This window comes from Burkholderia sp. 4NA327C6 (genome assembly GCF_005502655.1).
GTDB lineage: Bacteria > Pseudomonadota > Gammaproteobacteria > Burkholderiales > Burkholderiaceae > Burkholderia > Burkholderia contaminans.
This window is the reverse complement of the sequence record NZ_SCNZ01000054.1, coordinates 33,453-53,095: the sequence shown is the minus strand read 5'-3', so window position 1 is coordinate 53,095 and position 19,643 is coordinate 33,453. Positions and strand designations below refer to the sequence as shown.

13 protein-coding genes and 1 pseudogene are annotated in these 19,643 nt (G+C 67.4%); 8 read left to right on the top strand and 6 right to left on the bottom strand.

The genetic code is table 11. The features are described 5' to 3' along the window. A pseudogene (locus FFS49_RS42225) lies at positions 1-213 on the bottom strand (peptidase S8); the annotation flags it as partial. A 308-nt stretch (positions 214-521) separates the two neighbouring features. Between FFS49_RS42225 and FFS49_RS35495 the strand changes: the two are divergent. Beyond that, positions 522-1,418 (top strand): glutamate/aspartate ABC transporter substrate-binding protein, encoded by an 897-nt coding sequence (locus FFS49_RS35495; protein WP_105816599.1) that lies wholly within the window; start codon positions 522-524, stop codon positions 1,416-1,418. Positions 1,419-1,493: 75 nt separating this feature from the next. Here FFS49_RS35495 and FFS49_RS35490 read toward each other — a convergent pair whose 3' ends face one another. Beyond that, a complete protein-coding gene (locus FFS49_RS35490) occupies positions 1,494-2,033 on the bottom strand; it encodes a hypothetical protein (protein ID WP_105816598.1) in 540 nt (179 codons plus the stop codon). A 298-nt stretch (positions 2,034-2,331) separates the two neighbouring features. Between FFS49_RS35490 and FFS49_RS35480 the strand changes: the two genes are divergently transcribed. Both FFS49_RS35480 and FFS49_RS35475 read left to right on the top strand, forming a co-directional pair. Continuing rightward, positions 2,332-3,585: a multidrug effflux MFS transporter gene (locus FFS49_RS35480; RefSeq protein ID WP_039351180.1), complete on the top strand. Its 1,254-nt coding sequence runs from the start codon at positions 2,332-2,334 to the stop codon at positions 3,583-3,585. A gap of 20 nt (positions 3,586-3,605) precedes the next feature. Then, positions 3,606-4,127, top strand: coding sequence for a GNAT family protein (locus FFS49_RS35475; RefSeq protein ID WP_105816597.1), 522 nt, complete (start codon positions 3,606-3,608; stop codon positions 4,125-4,127). Positions 4,128-4,166: 39 nt separating this feature from the next. Here the strand turns inward: FFS49_RS35475 and FFS49_RS35470 are convergent, their stop codons facing one another. The 3 genes from FFS49_RS35470 to FFS49_RS35460 form a co-directional block, all read right to left on the bottom strand. Continuing rightward, the gene (locus FFS49_RS35470) at positions 4,167-4,856 is read right to left on the bottom strand and encodes a hypothetical protein (protein WP_105816596.1); all 690 of its coding nucleotides are present in this window, start codon (positions 4,854-4,856) and stop codon (positions 4,167-4,169) included. A 228-nt stretch (positions 4,857-5,084) separates the two neighbouring features. Further along, positions 5,085-7,322 carry a penicillin-binding protein 1C gene (pbpC, locus tag FFS49_RS35465; RefSeq protein WP_105816595.1) on the bottom strand — a complete coding sequence of 746 codons (2,238 nt, stop codon included), beginning with the start codon at positions 7,320-7,322 and terminating at the stop codon, positions 5,085-5,087. 10 nt (positions 7,323-7,332) lie between these two features. Then, positions 7,333-13,380 carry an MG2 domain-containing protein gene (locus tag FFS49_RS35460; RefSeq protein WP_105816594.1) on the bottom strand — a complete coding sequence of 2,016 codons (6,048 nt, stop codon included), beginning with the start codon at positions 13,378-13,380 and terminating at the stop codon, positions 7,333-7,335. A 303-nt stretch (positions 13,381-13,683) separates the two neighbouring features. On the opposite strand from FFS49_RS35460, the gene FFS49_RS35455 reads away from it, so the two are divergent. The 5 genes from FFS49_RS35455 to FFS49_RS35435 all read left to right on the top strand — a co-directional run bounded on the left by FFS49_RS35455 (position 13,684) and on the right by FFS49_RS35435 (position 18,864). Further along, complete coding sequence (locus FFS49_RS35455) at positions 13,684-14,190, top strand: sugar dehydrogenase complex small subunit (protein ID WP_105816593.1); 507 nt, start codon at positions 13,684-13,686, stop codon at positions 14,188-14,190. Then, positions 14,190-15,809, top strand: a complete 1,620-nt coding sequence (locus tag FFS49_RS35450; protein ID WP_105816592.1) for a GMC family oxidoreductase — start codon at positions 14,190-14,192, stop codon at positions 15,807-15,809. Before FFS49_RS35455 ends, FFS49_RS35450 begins: the two co-directional genes overlap by 1 nt. A 2-nt stretch (positions 15,810-15,811) precedes the next feature. Beyond that, a complete protein-coding gene (locus FFS49_RS35445; RefSeq protein ID WP_039351157.1) occupies positions 15,812-17,089 on the top strand; it encodes a cytochrome c in 1,278 nt (425 codons plus the stop codon). 185 nt (positions 17,090-17,274) lie between these two features. Beyond that, positions 17,275-17,694 (top strand): DoxX family protein, encoded by a 420-nt coding sequence (locus FFS49_RS35440; RefSeq protein ID WP_105816606.1) that lies wholly within the window; start codon positions 17,275-17,277, stop codon positions 17,692-17,694. A gap of 63 nt (positions 17,695-17,757) precedes the next feature. Continuing rightward, complete coding sequence (locus FFS49_RS35435) at positions 17,758-18,864, top strand: porin (RefSeq protein ID WP_039351144.1); 1,107 nt, start codon at positions 17,758-17,760, stop codon at positions 18,862-18,864. Positions 18,865-18,948: 84 nt separating this feature from the next. Here the strand turns inward: FFS49_RS35435 and FFS49_RS35430 are convergent, their stop codons facing one another. Beyond that, positions 18,949-19,491 (bottom strand): cysteine hydrolase family protein, encoded by a 543-nt coding sequence (locus FFS49_RS35430; RefSeq protein ID WP_105816591.1) that lies wholly within the window; start codon positions 19,489-19,491, stop codon positions 18,949-18,951. Positions 19,492-19,643: the final 152 nt, after the last annotated feature.

The following is a 19,643-nucleotide window of genomic DNA, read 5'->3' as shown; positions in this document are numbered from 1 at the left end:
ACCGGCGAGGGGCAGGAGGGCGGCGGCGGACAGCATGCCGGCGAGCATGCGCGCATGTGCGGAGCGCGCCAGCGCAATATTGAAACGCTTGGTTCTCATGTTGAAACTCGATCCTCGTAGATAACCGTCGTGCCGGCGGTGGCGCTGGTCCGGCTGACCCGGACCTTGTCTTTTTTGTCTGACGGTTGCAGCAAGGTTGCTGCGACGCGCCATGCACTGGGTAACGGCCAGCGCGGCGGCTTCTTGAGTGCGTTTCACGAGAAAAACCGGGGCGGGCGCAAACGATTACGTTGCTGCGTCGCAGCATGAACACGCGTTTGGAACGCATGACACAGAAGGTGGGGCGAGTGCTTGCGCGGCCGGTCGGGCGATACGTGCGGCGCGGGCCGGTTTGCGCGGTACGGAAAACATCTTTCACGGCCCGGCCCGCGGTGGAAGGTTGATTACGCTTTCCCTGATGCGACGCGAATTTTGTCGGGCGTACGATCGCGATTCGATCAACGTTTCGTCAGGAGAAAAGCATGGATCGCCGCTTACGCTGGCTGGCCGTGGCGCTGTCCTGTGCGCTGGCGGGCACCGCGCACGCGCAGGCCCTCACCGGCACGCTGAAGAAGATCAAGGACACGGGCGTCGTGTCGCTGGGCATTCGCGAATCGTCGGTGCCGTTCTCATATTCGGACAACCAGCAGAAGAACATCGGCTATTCGCGGGACATCGCGTCGCGCATCATCGACCAGTTGAAGACGGAACTGAACGCGCCGAACCTCGCGGTGAAGGAAATCCCGATCACGTCGCAGAACCGGATTCCGCTGCTGCAGAACGGGACGATCGATTTCGAATGCGGTTCGACGACGAACACGCTCGAACGGCAGAAGCAGGCCGCGTTCTCGAACAGCATCTTTTTGTACGGTATTCGCTTCAGCACGCGCAAGGATTCCGGCGTAAAGGACTTCGCGGACCTGGCCGGCAAGACGGTCGCGACGACGGCCGGCACGTCGGACGAGCGCCTGCTACGCAAGCTCAACGAAGAGAAGGCGATGAACATGACGATCATCAGCGCGAAGGATCATGCCGAAGCGTTCATGAACGTCACGACCGGGCGCGCGGTGGCGTTCGTGATGGACGAGCCGCTGCTGTACGGCGAGATCGCGAAGGACCGTAATCCGGGCGCGTACACGGTGACGGGCACGCCGCTCGTCCACGAGAACTACGCGTGCATGATGCGCAGGGACGATCCCGCGTTCAAGCACGTCGTCGACGGCGAGATCGCGAAGATGCAGACGTCGGGTGCGGCCGAGAAGCTCTACAACCAGTGGTTCACGCAGCCGATTCCGCCCAAGGGCGTGAGCCTCGGCTATCCGCTGTCGGCGGAGATGAAGCAGCTGTTCAGGAATCCGACGGATCAGGCGCAGTATTGATTCGGCCGTCGCAATGAAAAACCGCCGGCGTATGCCGGCGGTTCGAGCGCGTGGCGCCGAGCGGCGCGACGCGTGTCAGGCCTTGATTTCCGTGCCGCGCGTGGCGGGGGCGGCAGGGGCGGCCGGCGTTGCCGGGGCCGTCGAACGCACCGACGGCTGCGCCGGCACGATGACGAGCACCGGCTCGGGCATGGCCCACGGCGCCATCGCGAAGCCGACGGGCTGCGGCATCGGCATCGCCAGTGCATTGGCGAACGCGATGTGCTGGAGCGCCATCATCTGCTGCTGCATCGCGACCATCTGTGCCTGAGCCGCCTGCATCCGGTACTGCGCGGCCTGCATTTGCCGCAGCGCCGCCGCGGGCGGCAGGCCGCCCGACGACGACGTCTGCATCTCGAAGCTCGCGCCGCCTTGCGGGCTATGCCAGCTCCACGTGCTGACCTTCATCGGGCCGACGGCCGTCTGGACGACCCGCGTTTCGGCTTTCACGGGCACGGCCTGCCCGTCGACGTTGACGAACATCGGTTGGGCGGCAGCCGCGCCGGCCTGCCCGGCCAAGGCGAACACGGGCGCCAGCGCCAGCGCGCCCGCCGCCATATACGAACGGAATCGCATCTTCGTATCTCCATCAAACGAGACTGATCGAATCAACAATGACGTGCGGCTCACGGAGTGAGCCATCCGAGACAATGCCGCCGTCGGCTTAAATCAACATTAAAACCGCCGCCGGCCGCCGCCGGTTAGCGCATGTCGGGACGCGCCGCAATCGGCATTCAACCTCGCCCGTGCCAGGGGAATCCTGTCGCCCGATGCAACAACAGGCACAATACGGAATTCGCCGCGACACGCACGCGTGTTCGACATTCGAACATTGACGCTGCGGCACTGCTGCCCGACCTCCTTCCCCGTCGTCATGAACGCCACGCTCACTCCCGCGCGCGAGTCGAATTCGCCGCGTTTCCTGCTGTTCCTGATCTGCCTGTTCGCGTCCGCCGGCCAGCTCGCGATCGACATCTACGTGCCCGCGCTGCCCGACATGGCCCGTTCGTTCGCCACCACGCCGCAGGCGATCCAGTCGAGCGTGTCCGGCTACATGGCGGCCTATGCGCTCGGCCAGCTGATTTTCGGGCCGGTCGCCGATGCCTACGGGCGCAAGCGTGTGCTCGCGTTCGGGCTCGTGATCTACACGATCGGCTGCCTGCTGTCGCTCGGCGCGCAGAACCTGGAGACGTTCGTGCTCGCGCGCTGCCTGCAGGGTTTCGGGATCGCGACCACCAACCTGCTCGCGAAGGCGATCATCACCGATTCGTTCTCCGGCCAGGCGCTGATGCACGCGTTCACATACATGTCGATCGCGTGGGGGCTCGCGCCGATCGTCGCACCGGTGATCGGCGCGCACCTGCAGGAATGGTTCGGCTGGCGCGCGTGCCTCGTGTTCCTGCTCGTGTACTCGCTGGTGATGTGGGCGCTGCTGTGGCGTTACCGCGAAACCTTGCCGAAACCGGTGCATCTCGAGCCGCGCACGCTGATGACGAACGCGGGCAAGGTGCTGGCGAGCCCGGTGTTCCAGAGCTGCTTCCTCGCACAGGGGCTGTGCTACAGCATCCTGCTCGTGTTCAACATCGTCGGGCCGTTCATGGTGCAGACCACGCTGCACAAGCCGCCGACCTTCTTCGGCTATCTCGCGCTCGGAATCGGGCTGATGTATTTCCTCGGCGGCCTGTCGAACCGGATTCACCGGCCCGGGCTGCCGAGCGCCGAGCAACGGCTGCGCATCGGTGCGCGCGTGATGGCGGGCGCGTCGGTCGCGATGCTGGTGCTGGCGCTGACCGTCGGGCTGCGCGTCTGGACGCTCGCGACGCCGGTGCTCGTGATGGGCTTCTGCGCGGGCGCGATGTATCCGACGCTGATGGCCAAGGGCAATTCGCTGTTTCCGCATATCGCCGGCCTGACGAGCGCGATCCTCGGGTGCGCGCTGCTGCTCGTGTCGTCCGCGATGATGGGGCTGGCCGGCTTCGTGTCGATTCACGTGCTGACGCCGCTCGCGGTGTTCTTCGTCCTGCTGTCGTGCATCGTCGTGTGGATGGTCACCAAGCTGTTGCGGTACCTGTCGCAGCAGCAGGCGCAGGCCGCGCCCGTCGCGTGCGGGCGCGAGGAGGCCGCGTAAGTGCCCGCCGTCGACGAGCCATGAGCCCGATCCTGCTGAACCGCGTCGCCCGTGCCGACGCCGCCGACCTGATCGCCGCCAACCGCGCGAGCCGGAGCCACCATCTCCCGTGGGTCGATTCGTTCACCGACCAGGCGGGATTCGACCAGTGGTTCGGCCGCTGCCTGACGGGGCCGAACGTCGGCCTCGTCGCGCGCGAACGCACGTCCGGGGCGGTGGTCGGTGTGGTGAACCTCAACGAGATCGTCGGCGGCGTGTTCCAGAGCGCGTATCTCGGGTACTACGGAATGGCGGCGTTCAGCCGTACGGGGCTGATGACCGAAGCCCTGCGCGCGGCGATCGGCGTCGCGTTCGGCGAACTCGGGCTGCATCGGCTCGAAGCGAACATCCAGCCCGGCAACCACGCGTCGATCGCGCTGGTTCGGCGGCTCGGTTTCGCGAAAGAGGGGTTTTCGCCGCGCTATCTGCGCATCGGCGGCGAATGGCGCGACCACGAACGATGGGCGTTGCTGGCGGATGGCGAATCCGAAGCGCGCACCTGACGGCCGCTACCGGGCGAATTTCTTTCCACCACAGGCCGTTTACAGCGGATGCGCCGCGCCGGCCTGCGTCAGCAGCGACACCGCAGCCGGATCAGGCATCCCGTTTGAATCAATTGCGCCGGCTTTCGCGAGTGCGGCGAGATCGCTGTCGACACCCGGTTGCCCGACCGTGAACGATGTGGTCAGGAACGCTGGCGCGGTGAGCGCCACCGAATAGCGCTGCTGCAGGTTCGTCACCACGGCCGATTGCGCGGCCTGTACGGTGTCCGCGTTGTTCATCGCCTGCTGATAGCGCGAATTCCCCTGGAAATTGCCGATCAATGTGCCCGTGTTCGTGCCGAGCTGGGCGGCGAGATAGACGAGCATCAGCTCCGTCTCGGGCGTCGTATTGAACGTGCCGCCCGCATAGGCGAGCGAATGCAGGCTCGTGCTGCCCGACGTCACGGTGATCACGCACGGCAGCGCCGCATTGACCGTCAAGCGGTAGTTGCCGCCGCCATCCGTCAGCGTCGTCGCCGACCCTGCCACGCAACTGACCGTGACCTGCGCGCTGGCGAGCGCGCCGCCCGTCGCGGCCGTGCCGGAAAGCGCGACCGTCTGCGTGTTGTTGTTGAAGCAGGCATCGACGCCGAAGCAGGCATCGCCGTTGCACGCCTGAAGCGTCGCGAGGGTGGCGAGGCAGAGCGTGCCCAGCGCGGGGCGGATGAAACGCCTGGGGTGAATGTTCATGGTCGCGGGCCTTGAAGAGAGTGGGGCAACCGGTTGGCGCAGAAAGTGAGGCGCCGTTCCTATTCTAGGTCCCGAATCGGGGCGCTGCTCGGCCGTTTGGCATGCTGCCGTCGAGCGGGTCGTGCGCCGTGCCGCCACGCCGGCGGCGGGGCGTCAGTCGTGCGGTGAGCGTGCTGGCGCCATCACCTGGGCGAGCAACAGGCAACGCCGGCTCACGCATTCACCCGCTCAGGGCTTGCGCGCGGCCGCCTTCGCGAATGCGCCGCGCACCTCGAAGCTGATCGTATCGGCCACATTGCCGCGCGCATCGACGAGTTCGAGCCGGTGCCGCCCCGGCCACGGCATCCACGCGATGCGATCGGCATGCCCGATCACCTTGTCGTCGAGCCGCCACGCGAATTTCGAGGCGCGCCCGGCCGAGCGCTCGAACCAGATCCGCTGGTTCTTCGGCGGAATGTCCGGATCGATCGCGAAGATCGTGCCGTCGGTCGGCGTGCCGATCGTCAGCGGCGCGCGCGCACCGTCCTTGCCCGGCGTGACGGGGGCGGCGAGCCGGATCGTGTCGACCGCCGTTCCCGCGACGAACCACTCGTTGCGCGACGGTTCGATATCGCGTTCGAACGCGATGCGGCGCGTCTCGACGCCGGCCGGCGCGCGCGGCGCACGGCTCGGCTGGTCGCGGTGCAGGTAGCCCACGACGGCCGACCACACGGGCGACGCACCCGTGACGCCCGACACGTCCCACATCGGCGAGCCGTCCGCATTGCCGACCCACACGCCGACCGTATAGCGCGACGTGAAGCCGACGGTCCAGTTGTCGCGCATGTCCTTGCTGGTGCCGGTCTTGACCGCCGAGAAAAAGCGCGTCGCGAGCGGATTGTCGAAGCCGAACGTGCGCACGCGCGCGTTGTTGTCGGAGAGGATGTCGGTCACGACGAAGCTGGCTGCCTCGCTGAACACGCGCGTGCCGTCGGTCGCTGGCGCAGCTGCCGACGTGCCGGATGCCGGCGCCGGCGCGGGCCGGTCGACGACCTTGCGGGCCATGCCGCCGTTCGCAAGCGCGCGGTACGCATTGGTCAGCGACAGCAGCGTGACGTCCGCACTGCCGAGCGCGAGACTGAAGCCGTAGTAGTCGCCTTCCTGCGCGAGCGGCAGGCCGAGCGCGGTCAGCGTGCGCGCGAAGCGGTGCGGCGTGACGAGCACGAGCGTGCGCACGGCCGGCACGTTCAGCGAGCCGCCGAGCGCGCTGCGCACGCTCACCCAGCCCTTGAAATCCTTGTCGTAGTTCTGCGGAATGTACAGGCCGCCCCCGGCGGCGAGGTTGATCGGCGCATCGTCGAGCAGCGACGCGGCCGTCAGCCGTTTCTCGTCGATCGCCTGCGCATACAGGAACGGCTTGAGCGTCGAGCCGGCCTGGCGCGGCGCGAGCACGGCATCGACGTCGCGCGCGCCCGACAGCGCGCCGGACGAGCCGACCCACGCGCGAATCTCGCCGGTCGCATTGTCGATCACGACGACCGCGCCGTCCTGCACGTTGCGCCGGTGCGCGGGCGCGTTGAGCTCGGTCAGCGCGCGCACCAGCGTGTCGCGCGCGAAGCGCTGCAGCGGCGCATCGAGGGTCGTGCGGATCTGCGCGCCGGCCGTTGGCCGGACCTCGGCCGCGATGCGTCGCGCGAAGTGCGGGGCGAGTGCGGCGCCGTCGTCGCGCGCGGCGCTGGCCGGGCGCGCGATGACGAGCTGTACGTAGCCGTCGAGCGACGCGCAGGCCTGCTCGGCATGCATGTCGCGCAGGATCCGGCACGCGCGCTCGGCGACTTTTGCGGGTGTTGCGTTGGGCGCGCGCACGAGCGCGGCCGCGATCGCGGCTTCGCGTGCATCGAGGCCCGACGGCGCCTTGCCGAACAGCACCTGCGACAGCGCGGCGAGGCCGATCGTCTCGCCACGGAACGGCACGAGGTTCAGGTACGCCTCGAGCACCTGGTCCTTGCGCCAGCCGCGTTCGAGCAGCAGCGCATTGACCGCCTGCGTCGCCTTCTGCGGCAGCGAGCGCTGGCCCGAGCGGCGCGGCGAATCGCTGAGCAGCCCGGCGAGCTGCATCGTGACGGTCGATGCGCCGCGCGTGCGCTCGTTCCACAGGTTGCCCCATGCGGCACCGGCGATGCCGCGCCAGTCGACGCCGCTGTGCTCATAAAAGCGCTTGTCTTCGGACACGACGATCGCCTCGCGAAACGCGGGCGACACATCGGCGAGCGACACCCAGTCGCCGCGCCGTTCGGTCAGGTCGACACGTGTGCGCTGCAGCGGCGTGCCGTCGCGCGCGAGCAGCACCCAGTCGGAGCTGCGCCAGTTGCGGCGCACTTCGTCGTAGCTCGGCAGCGCATGTGCGACGAGCGGCGCGGCCAGCACGATGGCGACGAATACGCGGCCGGCGAAACGCGCCGGCCGCGGCAATACCGGATCGATCATCAAGGTCTCGTTACTTGCCCGCTTCGGCCGGCTTCACTGTCATCGGCGGGTTCGGCCACAGGCCGTACACGGACGGCGCGTACAGCGCCTCGACACGCGTCGGCGGCAGCCCGAACGTGCCGACGTTGTTCAGCCGCACCGTGTACTCGACCGAGAATTTGCCCTTCGGCAGATAGTCGTAGTAAGCGCGGTAGCCGTCGAAATCGCGCTCGATGAACGCCGGCCACGCGCCGTCCGGCGTCTTCTCGCCCTGCGTCGCCGCTTCGGAGTCGCGGCCGAGGCCCGAACCGAGGATCGTCGAACCGGCCGGAACCGGATCGTTGACGACGACCCACGTCATGTCGCTCTGCGCATCGATGTCGAGATGCACGCGCACGACGTCGCCGCGCGTCAGCACGCCCTTGACCGCGGGTGATACGGGCGTGACGGTCTTCGTGATCCGGTAGCCGGCCGCGAACGGCGAACGCAGCGGCACAGCCGCGAGGCTTTCGATCGTGGCCCACGGGCGGCCCGTGCCGTCCTGCGTGACCGACAGCGTGGCCGGCGCCTGCGACGCGCGCGGCCACGGCAGCATCACGCTGCGGGCCGCGGCGGCGCGGGTGGCCGGGGTTGCCGACGCAGGCGTGTCGGCGGCCGCGGGTGCCGCTCCTTGCGACCACGAGATCGTACGCGCGTCGCCGCCGAGCGCGACCTTCGTCGCACCGGTGACCGGCGTGCTCTCGTAGGTGCGCGAGAAGCGCTCGACCGCGAGCAGGCCGAGCGCGTTCGACGTCGTGGTCTGCCATGCGCCCTGGCGTTGCAGCGCGAGCAGGCCGGCCGTCACGCGCGGCATTTCGTCCTTCCACGCCGGGTCGCCCGCGAATTCCAGCGCGAGACGTGCCGCGTTGGTCTCGTTGCTGGTCATCAGCCACCACAGGTCGTCGTCGCGTGCGGTCGAGAAGACGAGCTGCGTGCCCTGGTACGTGAGGCGTGCCCGGAGGATCTGTTCGACCTGCGCGCGTTTCTCGTCGCGTTGCGGGATGTCCTTCACGCGCGTCAGGATCGCGTGATAGTCGATCACCGCGGAAGTCGGCCACTGGTTCGGCGCGATCTCGATCGAGCCGAGCATGCGGCCCTGCGCGGCGCCGTAGCGCGACAGCGCCTCGATCGCGGCCAGCTTGCGCAGGTCGCGATCCTGGCGCGGCGCCCACGCGTTGCGCTCGAGGCGGCCGTCGACGAAGCGCACGAGCCCGGCCTCGAGCTGCGTACGCAGGTCTTCCGGCAGCGCGAAGCGCGGGTCGAGACGGCTCGCCTCGTCGGACACCACGAGCAGGTACGACGAAAGCGTCGCGCTGCCGGCATGCGAATCGTCGGACGACGGCGGGAAGTAGCTTGCGAGCCCGTCGCTGTCGAGATAGACGGGCATGCGTGCGATCAGCGCCTGCCATTGCGCGGGGTCGCGCAGGCCGATCGCGCGCGACGTCTGCTGTTCGAGGCAGCGGTACGGATAGCGTTCGAACCAGCGTTTCACGCCGGGCAGCCCGTCGGCGAGCTTCGACTGCAGCGACACGGCGATGCCGCCGCGCGGCAGGCCTTGCGCGTTGTTCGCGGCGCCGGCCGGGGAGGCGACCGGCACCGTCAGCGTGCCGTCGACTTGTGCGAGCGTCGCCTGCTGGACCGTGACCGGCAGCGCGGGCACGACCTTCTGCGCGACCGCCAGCGCGTCGGCCGCGCGCTTGCCGCCTTGCTCGGCCGCCTCGATGCGCCAGTTCAGCGCACCGGCCGCGTCGAGCGCCTGCTCGGGGACGGTGATCGTCCACGCGACCTCGGTGGCCGTGTTGGCCGCGAGCGAGACGGTTTGCGGCGCGACGTCGAGGCCCGTCACGCGCGGCGTCACGACGACCTGCATCGCACGGTCGGTCGTGTTGCGCAGCGTGACCTGCGCACGGAACGCGTCGCCTTCGCGCACGAGCGGCGGCAGGCCGGAGATCAGCTGCAGGTCCTGCGTGCTGCGGATCGACGTGCTGCCGGTGCCGAAGCGGTCGGGGCCGACCGCAGCGATCGCGACGATCCGGAAGCGCGTGAGCGCGTCGTTCAGCGGCACCTCGACGGTCGCGCTGCCGTTCGCATCCAGCGTCACGCGCGGATTCCACAGCAGCAACGTGTCGAACAGCTCGCGCGTCGGCGCGCTGCCGCCACCGCCGCCCGCCGGCACGGCCTTGCGGCCGAAGTGGCGGCGGCCGACGATTTCCATCTGTGCCGTGGATGTCTCGACGCCGTACGCGCGTCGCCGCAGCATCGCGTCGAGCAGGTCCCAGCTGTTGTTCGGCATCAGTTCGAGCAGCGCCTCGTCGACGGCCGCGACCGCGATTTGCGTGCCGGCCGGTGCGGGCTGGCCGTTGGGCAGCGTGACCTTCACGTGCGCCTGCGCCTTGCTGCGCACCGTGTAGCGCGTCGCGTCCGTCGTCACGGTCACGCCGAGACGGTGCACGCCCGTGCCGACCTTGATTTCGCCGAGACCATAGCGGAACGCGGGCTTCGACAGGTCGACGAACGCGGTCGGCGCTTCATAGTGACGGCCTTCGCGCCAGAACGCGCGCGCCCATTCGACCGGCGCCTTCCAGCCCCACGTGAAGAACGAGTACCACGGTACTTCGCGAATCCGGCCACGCAGCGCGAGCACCGACACGTAGACGTTCGGCCCCCACGATTCGTCGACCTTCAGGTCGACCGTCGGGTTCTTGCCGTTCAGCTCGACGATGTGCGTTTCCATCACGCCGCCGCGTTCGACCGCGACCAGCGCAGTCGCGTAGCGGAACGGCATGCGTACCTGGAAGCGGGCGGTTTCGCCCGGCTCGTACGCGGTTTTCTCGGGGATCACGTCGATCCGGTCGGTGTTGTCGCCGCCGAACCAGAGTTCGTCCTCGCGCGTGACCCACACCGACGTCGATGCGTTCGACGTGCGGCCGTCGCCGTCCTTGGCAACCGCGATCAGCTGCACGTTGCCGGCCTGTTCGAGCGTCGCGTCGCAGGCCATGCGGCCCTTGTCGTCAGTCTTGCCCGAGCACAGCACGCCGAGGTCGCGCGTGTCGCTCTTGTTGTCGTACGCGTAGAAGCCGCCGACCATCCGCTTGCGCGACGACGTCGTGACGTGCGCGACACCCTTGATCTCGATCGGCACCGACGCGCGCGGCTTGCCTTGCAGGTCGACCGCCAGTGCCTGCACGGGCACGCGCTGGCCGACCGATACCCAGCGGCCCGCCTTGATGCCGGCCACCACCGCGGCCGGCCACAGGATCGTGTCGCCGCGAATCGTCTGCACTTCGCCGTTCGGGTCGGCGAACGTCGCTTCGAGCGCGATGCGCTTCGGTGCGTCGACGTCGGGCAGGCCCTTGAGCGTGACCGAGCCCGCGCCGTTGCGGTCGAGCGTCAGCGGCAGCTTGTCGGCGATCAGCTTCGTTGCGTCGGGATCGTTGTTCGACGCCGATGCGTTGTCGCCGTCCTGCGAATCGTCGTCGGCGTTGCCGTCGCTCTTGTCGGCGCGATACGGCGTGAAGCTGAAGTCCTCGAAGCGATCCGCGAACGGCGGCGACGCCCACTTCATCAGCGCCGACACCTGCACCGGCAGGTTCGATGCGCCGCCGCCCGATACGTAGTCGATCTGCACCGCGAGCGGCGCTTCCTTCACGGCGACGAGCGGGCTCTTCTGCGCGTCGCGCGCGCCGATCGACCCCTTCAGCACCGGCAGGCGGAACGCCTCGACGCGGAAGCTGCCGCTGTAATAGGTGGCGGTCGGTGCGTCTTCCGGGCCGCCTTCGAGCTCGACGCTGTATTCGCCGAGCTTCGCGGCGGCCGGCAGCGTGAACTGCGTGTCCGCGCTGTGGTCGGCTGCCCACGTGAGCGGCAGCTTGTAGGTCTGGCCGGTGCCGAGATGGCGGATCGTCAAGCGCGTCGGGTATTGCGCCGGGAACGCGAGGCTCTGCAGCGTTTCGGCACGAATGAAGTGCTTCATCGACACGGTTTCGCCGGCGCGCAGCAGCGTGCGGTCGAAGACCGTATGCGCGCGCACGGTGCGTGCGCTGTCCGTGTCGGTCGGCACGTTGAAGCGCCACGATTCGATTCCGCGGTTCCAGCCCGAGCTGACGAACGCCATGTCGGGGCCCGTCTTCGGATCGTTCACGCGGGCCGACACGAAGTAGTCGTCGAAGCGTTGCTCCGAATCGGACGAGCTGCAGGCGCGCTTCGATTCGAACGCGCCGTCGATCTTCAGCAGGCCCTGCGCATCGGTCTTGCCGGACGCGATCTCGTCGCCGTTGCAGTCCGATACGCGGATCTGCGCGTTCGGCACGGGTTTGCCCTTGTCGAGCGTCGTGACCCACACGAGGTTGTTTTCGCGGCCCTGTTTCAGGTGCACGCCGAGGTTGGTGACGAGCACCGTGGTGCGCACGTACATGCTCGACGGCTTCGCGAGCAGCGAGCGGCCGAGCGCGGGCGACGCGAGCTCGAGCACGTAGAAGCCGGGCTTCTCGATCGGTACGCCGACGACTTCGAACGGGCGCAGCGCCTTCGGGTCCGCCTTCGGCAGCGTCAGCGCCTGCACGCCGGGCTGGCCCTTGAGCAGCGTCAGCGAGCGCACGTCGATGCGGCGATCCTTCGGCGCGGGCGCCTTCTCGCCGGCTTCGCGCGGCACGTACACGGGATGCTGGCCCTTTCGTTCGAGCAGGCCGGGAATCTGGCTGTCGATCGAGCCGGCCGTCATCGACCAGTTGTCGAAGCGGTCGACCGTGCGCATCCACTGGCGAATCGCGGTGTCGTCGTCGACCTTCAGGTTCGAGAATTGCGCACCTTGAGTGTTGAGGCCGTCGATATGCAGGTCGGCCTCGACGTTGCGCAGCGTGACGGGCACGAGCGCGGGCGAATCGGGTTCGGCGAAGCGCTCGACGATCCCGAAGGTGCCCGACGAGAACTTCGCGAGCGGCGGCATCGGCGCGGTGCGCGTCGCGAGCGGGAACAGGTCGGCATTCGACAGCGAGCGGTCGGTCACGTCGCGCAGGCCCGACGGCAACTCGATCGTGAGGCCGGCCTGCTCGGGCAGCGGCGGGTTGAACGTGACGGTGGTGACTTCCTCGCTCTTGTCGTCGGCCGCGAAGGTCGGCGAGAGCGTTCCGTCCGGGCCGCGCAACTTGATCGCCTCGGCGTTCTTGCGCGCGATCGGCGCGTTGAACGACAGCGTGAGCGGGCGCAGCGGCGTGCAGGGCGCCTTCGCGTTTTCGCGTTCGCACGAGAAGCTCGCGGCGAACGGGGCGCGCACGGTGAAATCGAAGCGGCGTTCCGTTTCGTTCGGGATCCCGCTCGGGCTCGTGACGCCCTTGCCGTACACGAGTTGCATCTTCGCGCTCGCCGGAAGCGCCTGTGCGCACGACAGCGTCAGCACCCGCGCGGCATCCTTCTTCAGACCGAAATGGTCGAGGAGTGCATTGCGCGCATCGTCGTCGGCGGCCGTGACGGGAATGCGGTTGCCGATGCCGGCTGCTTCGCACCAGATGTTCGCGAGCGCCGAGCGCGGTTCGGCCGGGCCGTTCAGCTTCAGCACGAACATCTGCCGTTCCTCGATCTCGCGCGAGCCGGGGCGGACGTTCACCGGGAACGGGCCGCCCGTCTGGAACGTGAAGCGGCGCGGGCCGCTGGCCGCATTGCCGGCGACCGAGCGCAACGTGTCGTTGAGCGCGACCGAGCAGCGCACGCCGGGCGGCAGGTCGTTTTCGAAATCGTAAGCCCAGGTCTTGTCGTCGAGCCAGTGTCCCTGGCCGCGCGCCGCCGTGGAATCGTTGCAGGTGACGCGGGCGGGATTCGGCGCGGAGGCCGACCCGAACGCGACCATCGGTTCGTCGAACTTGACGACGGTTTGCCGGACCTCGGTGACGGTGCCTTGCGGCGACACGCTCACCGTGCGCGCCGCGCCCGCATGCAGCGACAGCGCCGTGGCGCCGCCGAGCGCCGCGACGGCGCCGATGCGCCAGAGCAGCCGGGTGGTGTGGTCGGTTCGCTTTGCCTTGTTCTGTTTGTCGCGTTGCTTCATCGCTCGTTGCCCTTGGAGGGAAGCTTTCTGTTTGATTGCACGCGATTCTAACCGACCGACCTGCGCGCGCATCGCGCTGCACGGTGTGTCGTCGGCGTGCGACACTGGGGTGCGCGCCGCAGATTTGTCGCGTCAACGACACAAAAATGCAGCGAAATGTCGATTGTCTCGGATTGCGGAACATTTAATGGACTATAAAAAGATTGTTCGATCCGATTTGTGCGCGTACATTTCAGGTCCGCGCCAATGTTTGAGAAATATCAAGCGTGGTTTTCCCGAATCCGGTGTTCGAGAGAAGGAAACATGCACAACGACAACACTCCCCACTCGCGTCGCACAGGCGACACAGCCGTAACAGGCATCACACGGCGTCAATGGCTGCAGGGCGCACTGGCGCTGACGGCAGCGGGCCTCACGGGCTCGCTGGCGTTGCAGGCCCTGGCCGACGATCCCGGCACCGCGCCGCTCGATACGTTCATGACGCTCTCCGAAGCAGTGACAGGCAAGAAGGGGCTGAGCCGCGTGCTCGGCCAGCGCTTCCTGCAGGCATTGCAGAAGGGTTCGTTCAAGACGGCCGACGGCCTGCCGCAACTCGCCGGCGCACTCGCGTCCGGTTCGCTGAATCCCGATCAGGAAGCACTCGCGCTGAAGATTCTTGAAGCGTGGTATCTCGGTATCGTGGACAACGTCGTGATTACCTACGAAGAAGCATTAATGTTCAGCGTCGTATCCGATACGCTCGTGATCCCGTCGTATTGCCCCAACAAACCCGGCTTCTGGGCCGAAAAACCGATCGAGAGGCAAGCCTGATGGCCGATACCGATACGCAAAAGGCCGACGTCGTCGTCGTCGGGTCGGGTGTCGCAGGCGCGATCGTTGCACACCAGCTCGCGATGGCGGGCAAGTCCGTGATCCTGCTGGAAGCCGGCCCGCGCATGCCGCGCTGGGAAATCGTCGAGCGCTTCCGCAACCAGGTCGACAAGACCGATTTCATGGCGCCGTATCCGTCGAGCGCATGGGCGCCGCATCCGGAATACGGCCCGCCGAACGACTACCTGATCCTGAAGGGCGAGCACAAGTTCAACTCGCAGTACATCCGCGCGGTGGGCGGCACGACGTGGCACTGGGCCGCGTCGGCGTGGCGCTTCATCCCGAACGACTTCAAGATGAAGACAGTGTACGGCGTCGGCCGCGACTGGCCGATCCAGTACGACGACCTCGAGCATTACTACCAGCGCGCCGAAGAGGAACTCGGCGTGTGGGGCCCGGGCCCCGAGGAAGACCTGTACTCGCCGCGCAAGGAGCCGTACCCGATGCCGCCGCTGCCGTTGTCGTTCAACGAGCAGACGATCAAGAGCGCGCTCAACGGCTACGACCCGAAGTTCCACGTGGTGACCGAGCCGGTCGCGCGCAACAGCCGCCCGTACGACGGCCGGCCGACCTGTTGCGGGAACAACAACTGCATGCCGATCTGCCCGATCGGCGCGATGTACAACGGTATCGTTCACGTCGAGAAGGCCGAGCTGGCCGGCGCGAAGCTGATCGACAGCGCGGTCGTCTACAAGCTCGAGACCGGGCCGGACAAGCGCATCACCGCCGCGGTCTACAAGGACAAGACGGGCGCCGACCATCGCGTCGAAGGCAAGTACTTCGTGATTGCGGCGAACGGCATCGAGACGCCGAAGATCCTGCTGATGTCCGCGAACCGCGATTTCCCGAACGGTGTCGCGAACAGCTCGGACATGGTCGGCCGCAACCTGATGGATCACCCGGGCACCGGCGTGTCGTTCTACGCGAACGAGAAGCTATGGCCGGGCCGCGGCCCGCAGGAAATGACGTCGCTGATCGGTTTCCGCGACGGCCCGTTCCGCGCGACCGAAGCCGCGAAGAAGATCCACCTGTCGAACATGTCACGCATCAACCAGGAAACGCAGAAGATCTTCAAGGGCGGCAAGCTGATGAAGCCCGAGGAGCTCGACGCGCAGATCCGCGACCGTTCCGCGCGCTACGTGCAGTTCGACTGCTTCCACGAAATCCTGCCGCAACCCGAGAACCGCATCGTGCCGAGCAAGACGGCCACCGACGCGATCGGCATTCCGCGCCCCGAGATCACGTATGCGATCGACGACTACGTGAAGCGTGGCGCCGTGCACACGCGCGAGGTCTACGCGACGGCCGCGAAGGTGCTGGGCGGCACCGAAGTCGTCTTCAACGACGAGTTCGCGCCGAACAACCACATCACGGGCGCGACGATCATGGGCGCGGATGCACGCGACTCGGTCGTCGACAAGGACTGCCGCACGTTCGACCATCCGAACCTGTTCATCTCGAGCAGCTCGACGATGCCGACCGTCGGTACGGTGAACGTGACGCTGACGATCGCGGCGCTTGCGCTGCGGATGTCGGACACGCTGAAGAAGGAAGTCTGACCGTGCGGAAATCTACTCTCACCTTCCTCCTCGCCGGCTGCCTCGCGCTGCCGGGTCTCGTACGCGCGGCCGATGCGGCCGATCCGGCGCTCGTCAAGCGCGGCGAATATCTCGCGGTCGCGGGCGACTGCATGGCGTGCCACACCGCGAAGGGCGGCAAGCCGTTCGCGGGCGGCCTCGGCATGCCGATCCCGATGCTCGGCAAGGTCTACACGAGCAACATCACGCCCGATCCCGACACGGGCATCGGCAACTGGTCGGCCGAGGACTTCGAGCGCGCGGTGCGCCACGGGGTGTCGAAGAACGGCGACAACTTGTATCCGGCCATGCCGTACGTGTCGTACGCGAAGATCAACGACGACGACGTGAAGGCCCTGTACGCGTACTTCATGCACGGCGTCGAGCCGGTCAAGCAGGCGCCGCCGAAGAACGAGATCCCCGCGCTGCTGAGCATGCGCTGGCCGCTGAAGATATGGAACTGGCTGTTCCTGAAGGACGGCGCGTACGAGCCGAAGCCGGCGCAGAGCGCCGAGTGGAACCGCGGCGCGTACCTGGTCCAGGGCCTGGCGCACTGCAGCACGTGCCACACGCCGCGCGGCATCGCGATGCAGGAGAAGTCGCTTGACGAGACGGGCGGCAGCTTCCTGTCGGGCTCGGTGCTCGCGGGCTGGGACGGCTACAACATCACGTCCGACGCCAACGCGGGGATCGGCGGCTGGACGCAGCAGCAGCTCGTCCAGTACCTGCGCACCGGCAGCGTGCCGGGTCTCGCGCAGGCGGCCGGCCCGATGGCCGAGGCGATCGAGCACAGCTTCTCGAAGATGACCGAAGCCGACATCGGCGCGATCTCGACGTACATTCGCACGGTGCCGGCCGTCGCCAGCGGCGATGCGAAGCAGTCGCGCGCGTCGTGGGGCAAGCCGGCCGAAGATGGCCTGACGCTGCGCGGCGTCGCGCTCGCGTCGTCGGGCATCGACCCGGCACGGCTCTATCTCGGCAACTGCGCAACGTGTCACCAGATGCAGGGCAAGGGCACGCCTGACGGCTATTACCCGCCGCTGTTCCACAACACGACGGTCGGCGCACCGAATCCGACCAACCTCGTGCAGGTGATCCTGAACGGCGTGCAGCGCAAGGCCGGCAGCGAGGACGTCGGGATGCCGGCGTTCCGCCACGAGCTGTCGGATGCGCAGATCGCCGCGCTGACGAACTACCTGACCGGGCAGTTCGGCAATCCGGCTGCGAAGGTGACCGAGCAGGACGTCGCGAAGCTGCGTTGATGCGGCGCGTGACGAAGCAGGGCGATAACTGACAAGAGGAGGAGTACAGCACATCGGGTCGTCGCCCGATGCCGGTTGTTGCAGAGCGGGGCGGGCGGCGCAGGCGGCCGCCCGTCCTGGTTCATTCGCAATCCGGTGCGCCGGCGCTGTTCGGGCTACGCGCATCGTTTTCGTTGATCGACACCATGACACCGAATCAACCGTTTCTCGCGTCCCAGCGCGATGTGCTGCTGCTGCTTGCCCGGATCCTGCTCGTGATCCTGTTCATCATGTTCGGCTGGAAGAAGATCGTCGACTTCCCCGGGACCATTGCGTTCATGGGTTCCGAAGGCGCGCCCGCGCCGATCATCTCCGCCGCGATCTCCGTCGTGATGGAGCTGTTCGTCGGGGTCGCGATCCTGGTCGGCTTCCAGACGCGGGCGCTCGCGCTGCTGCTGGCGCTCTATACGATCGGCACCGGCATCATCGGCCACCACTACTGGACGATGACGGGCGGCGAGCAGATCAACAACATGATTCATTTCTACAAGAACATCGCGATCGTCGGCGGCCTGCTCGCGCTTTGCGCGGCGGGCCCCGGGCGTTTTTCGATCGATCGCGGATAAACGGACCCGGGGCGCGCGCATGGGGCGCGCGCTGGAAGGTCGAGACTCCGAGGGGGCATCATTTTGCGACTCAAACATTTCGCATGGCTGATCGCGGCCGCCACACCGGCGGCCGCTTTTGCACAGACGAGCGTGACGTTGTACGGCCGCGTCGACGGCGGCATCGAATACCTGAACCACATCGCGAAGCCGAATGGCGGCAGCGGGACCCGCTGGAGCGCCGAAAGCGGCGACTGGGGCACCAGCATGTTCGGGCTGAAGGGCATCGAGGATCTCGGCGGCGGGCTGTCGACGGTCTTCAACCTGGAAACCGCGTTCCAGGTGATGAACGGCCAGACGGGCGGCGGCCGCATGTGGTCGCGCCGCGCGTACGTCGGGCTGAAGAGCAACACGTGGGGCCAGCTGCAGGCCGGCCGCAACCTGTTCATCGACAGCGACGGCGTGTGGGAATTCGACCCGTTCGTGCAGCAGGCGTTTTCGTCGGCCTCGCTCGTGCGCGGCCGCAACTGGCAGCAGACCAGCAACAACATCGAATATCACAGCCCGGTGATCGGCGGCTTCGACGTGCAGGCGCAATACGCGTTCGGCAATCAATCGCGCGGCTTCAACTACGGCGCGGCCGACGATTTCGGCCGCTCGGACGGGATCATGATCTCGTACCACTCGCCGTTGCTCGACGTGCGCGGCATCTACGACGAACTGCGCGACAACAACGGCAAGTTCAGCAACATCTTCACCGCGTCGCGCGAGTACTTCGTCGGCGCGAACGTGAAGGTGTCGAAGTTCAAGATCCAGGGGGCGTATACGCACTACCAGGCGCCGGACAGCCCGGCCGGCGTGGCCGATCGTGCCGATCACTACTGGCTCGGCGCGACTTATACCGCGACGCCGCAATGGGCCGTGACCGGTGGCGGTTACTACGTGAAGGTGGGCGACGGCGGCGGCGATGCATCGCACGATCCGTCGGGCCACGCGATGATGTACGTGCTCGGCACCACGTACAACCTGTCGAAGCGCACCTTCCTGTACGGGACGGTCGCGTATGTACGCAACGGCGGCAACTCCAACTTCTCGCTGCTCGCGACGCCGCGCGATGCGACGTCGGGCACGAGCCCGATCACGGGCGAGTCGCAGACGGGCGCGTATGTCGGGATGATGCATACGTTCTGAGCGGGCGGTTACGCGACCGGTACACAACGCACGGGCGGCGGCTGCCCGTGCGTTGTTGCGTTTACGGTGCGTGAACGGTGTCGTTCAGAACACGCACGCGTCGGTCGTGGTGAGCGTCGCGAACGGGCCGCCGAGCGTCGCGTTGTGATGCGCGACGATCCGCTCGGCCGGCAGCGCCGGCGTGTCCATGCAGGTGTGCGCGTCGGTCACGAGCACCGCGCGAAAGCCGTGATCGGCGGCCGCACGGCAGGCCGTGTCGACGCAGTACTGGGTCTTCATTCCCGCGATGACGATCTCGCCGATGCCGGCTGCGCGCAACCATTCGGCGAGCCGCGTACCCGCGAAGCAGCTCGGCCGCGTCTTGTCGAACACGGTGTCGCGCGCCGTATCGATCGCGAGTTCCGGCACCAGCGCGGTCAGCGGCGTTCCGGGTGCGATCGGTGAGCCGGCCGGCCCGGTGTGACGCACGGCGAACACCGGCGCACGGGCTTCATGCGCGCGACCGATCAACCGGTTGATGTTGGCGAGCACGCGTTCGCCGTCGTACGGACGCTCGGGGCCGTGAAACAGGCCGACCTGCATGTCGACGACGAGCAGTGCGCGTTTCGGGGAAGAGACTTCGGACATTGCGTTTCTCCTGAGTGACCGGTACGGACGGAGAAACGACAAGACCCCGTCCGGAACCGGCGGGGCCTGTGAGGGATGGCGCTACGACCTTGCGCGCACTCGCCGCACGAGCCCGCCGAAGGCGGTCGTGCGCGTCGTGGTCGAGGTGGTGG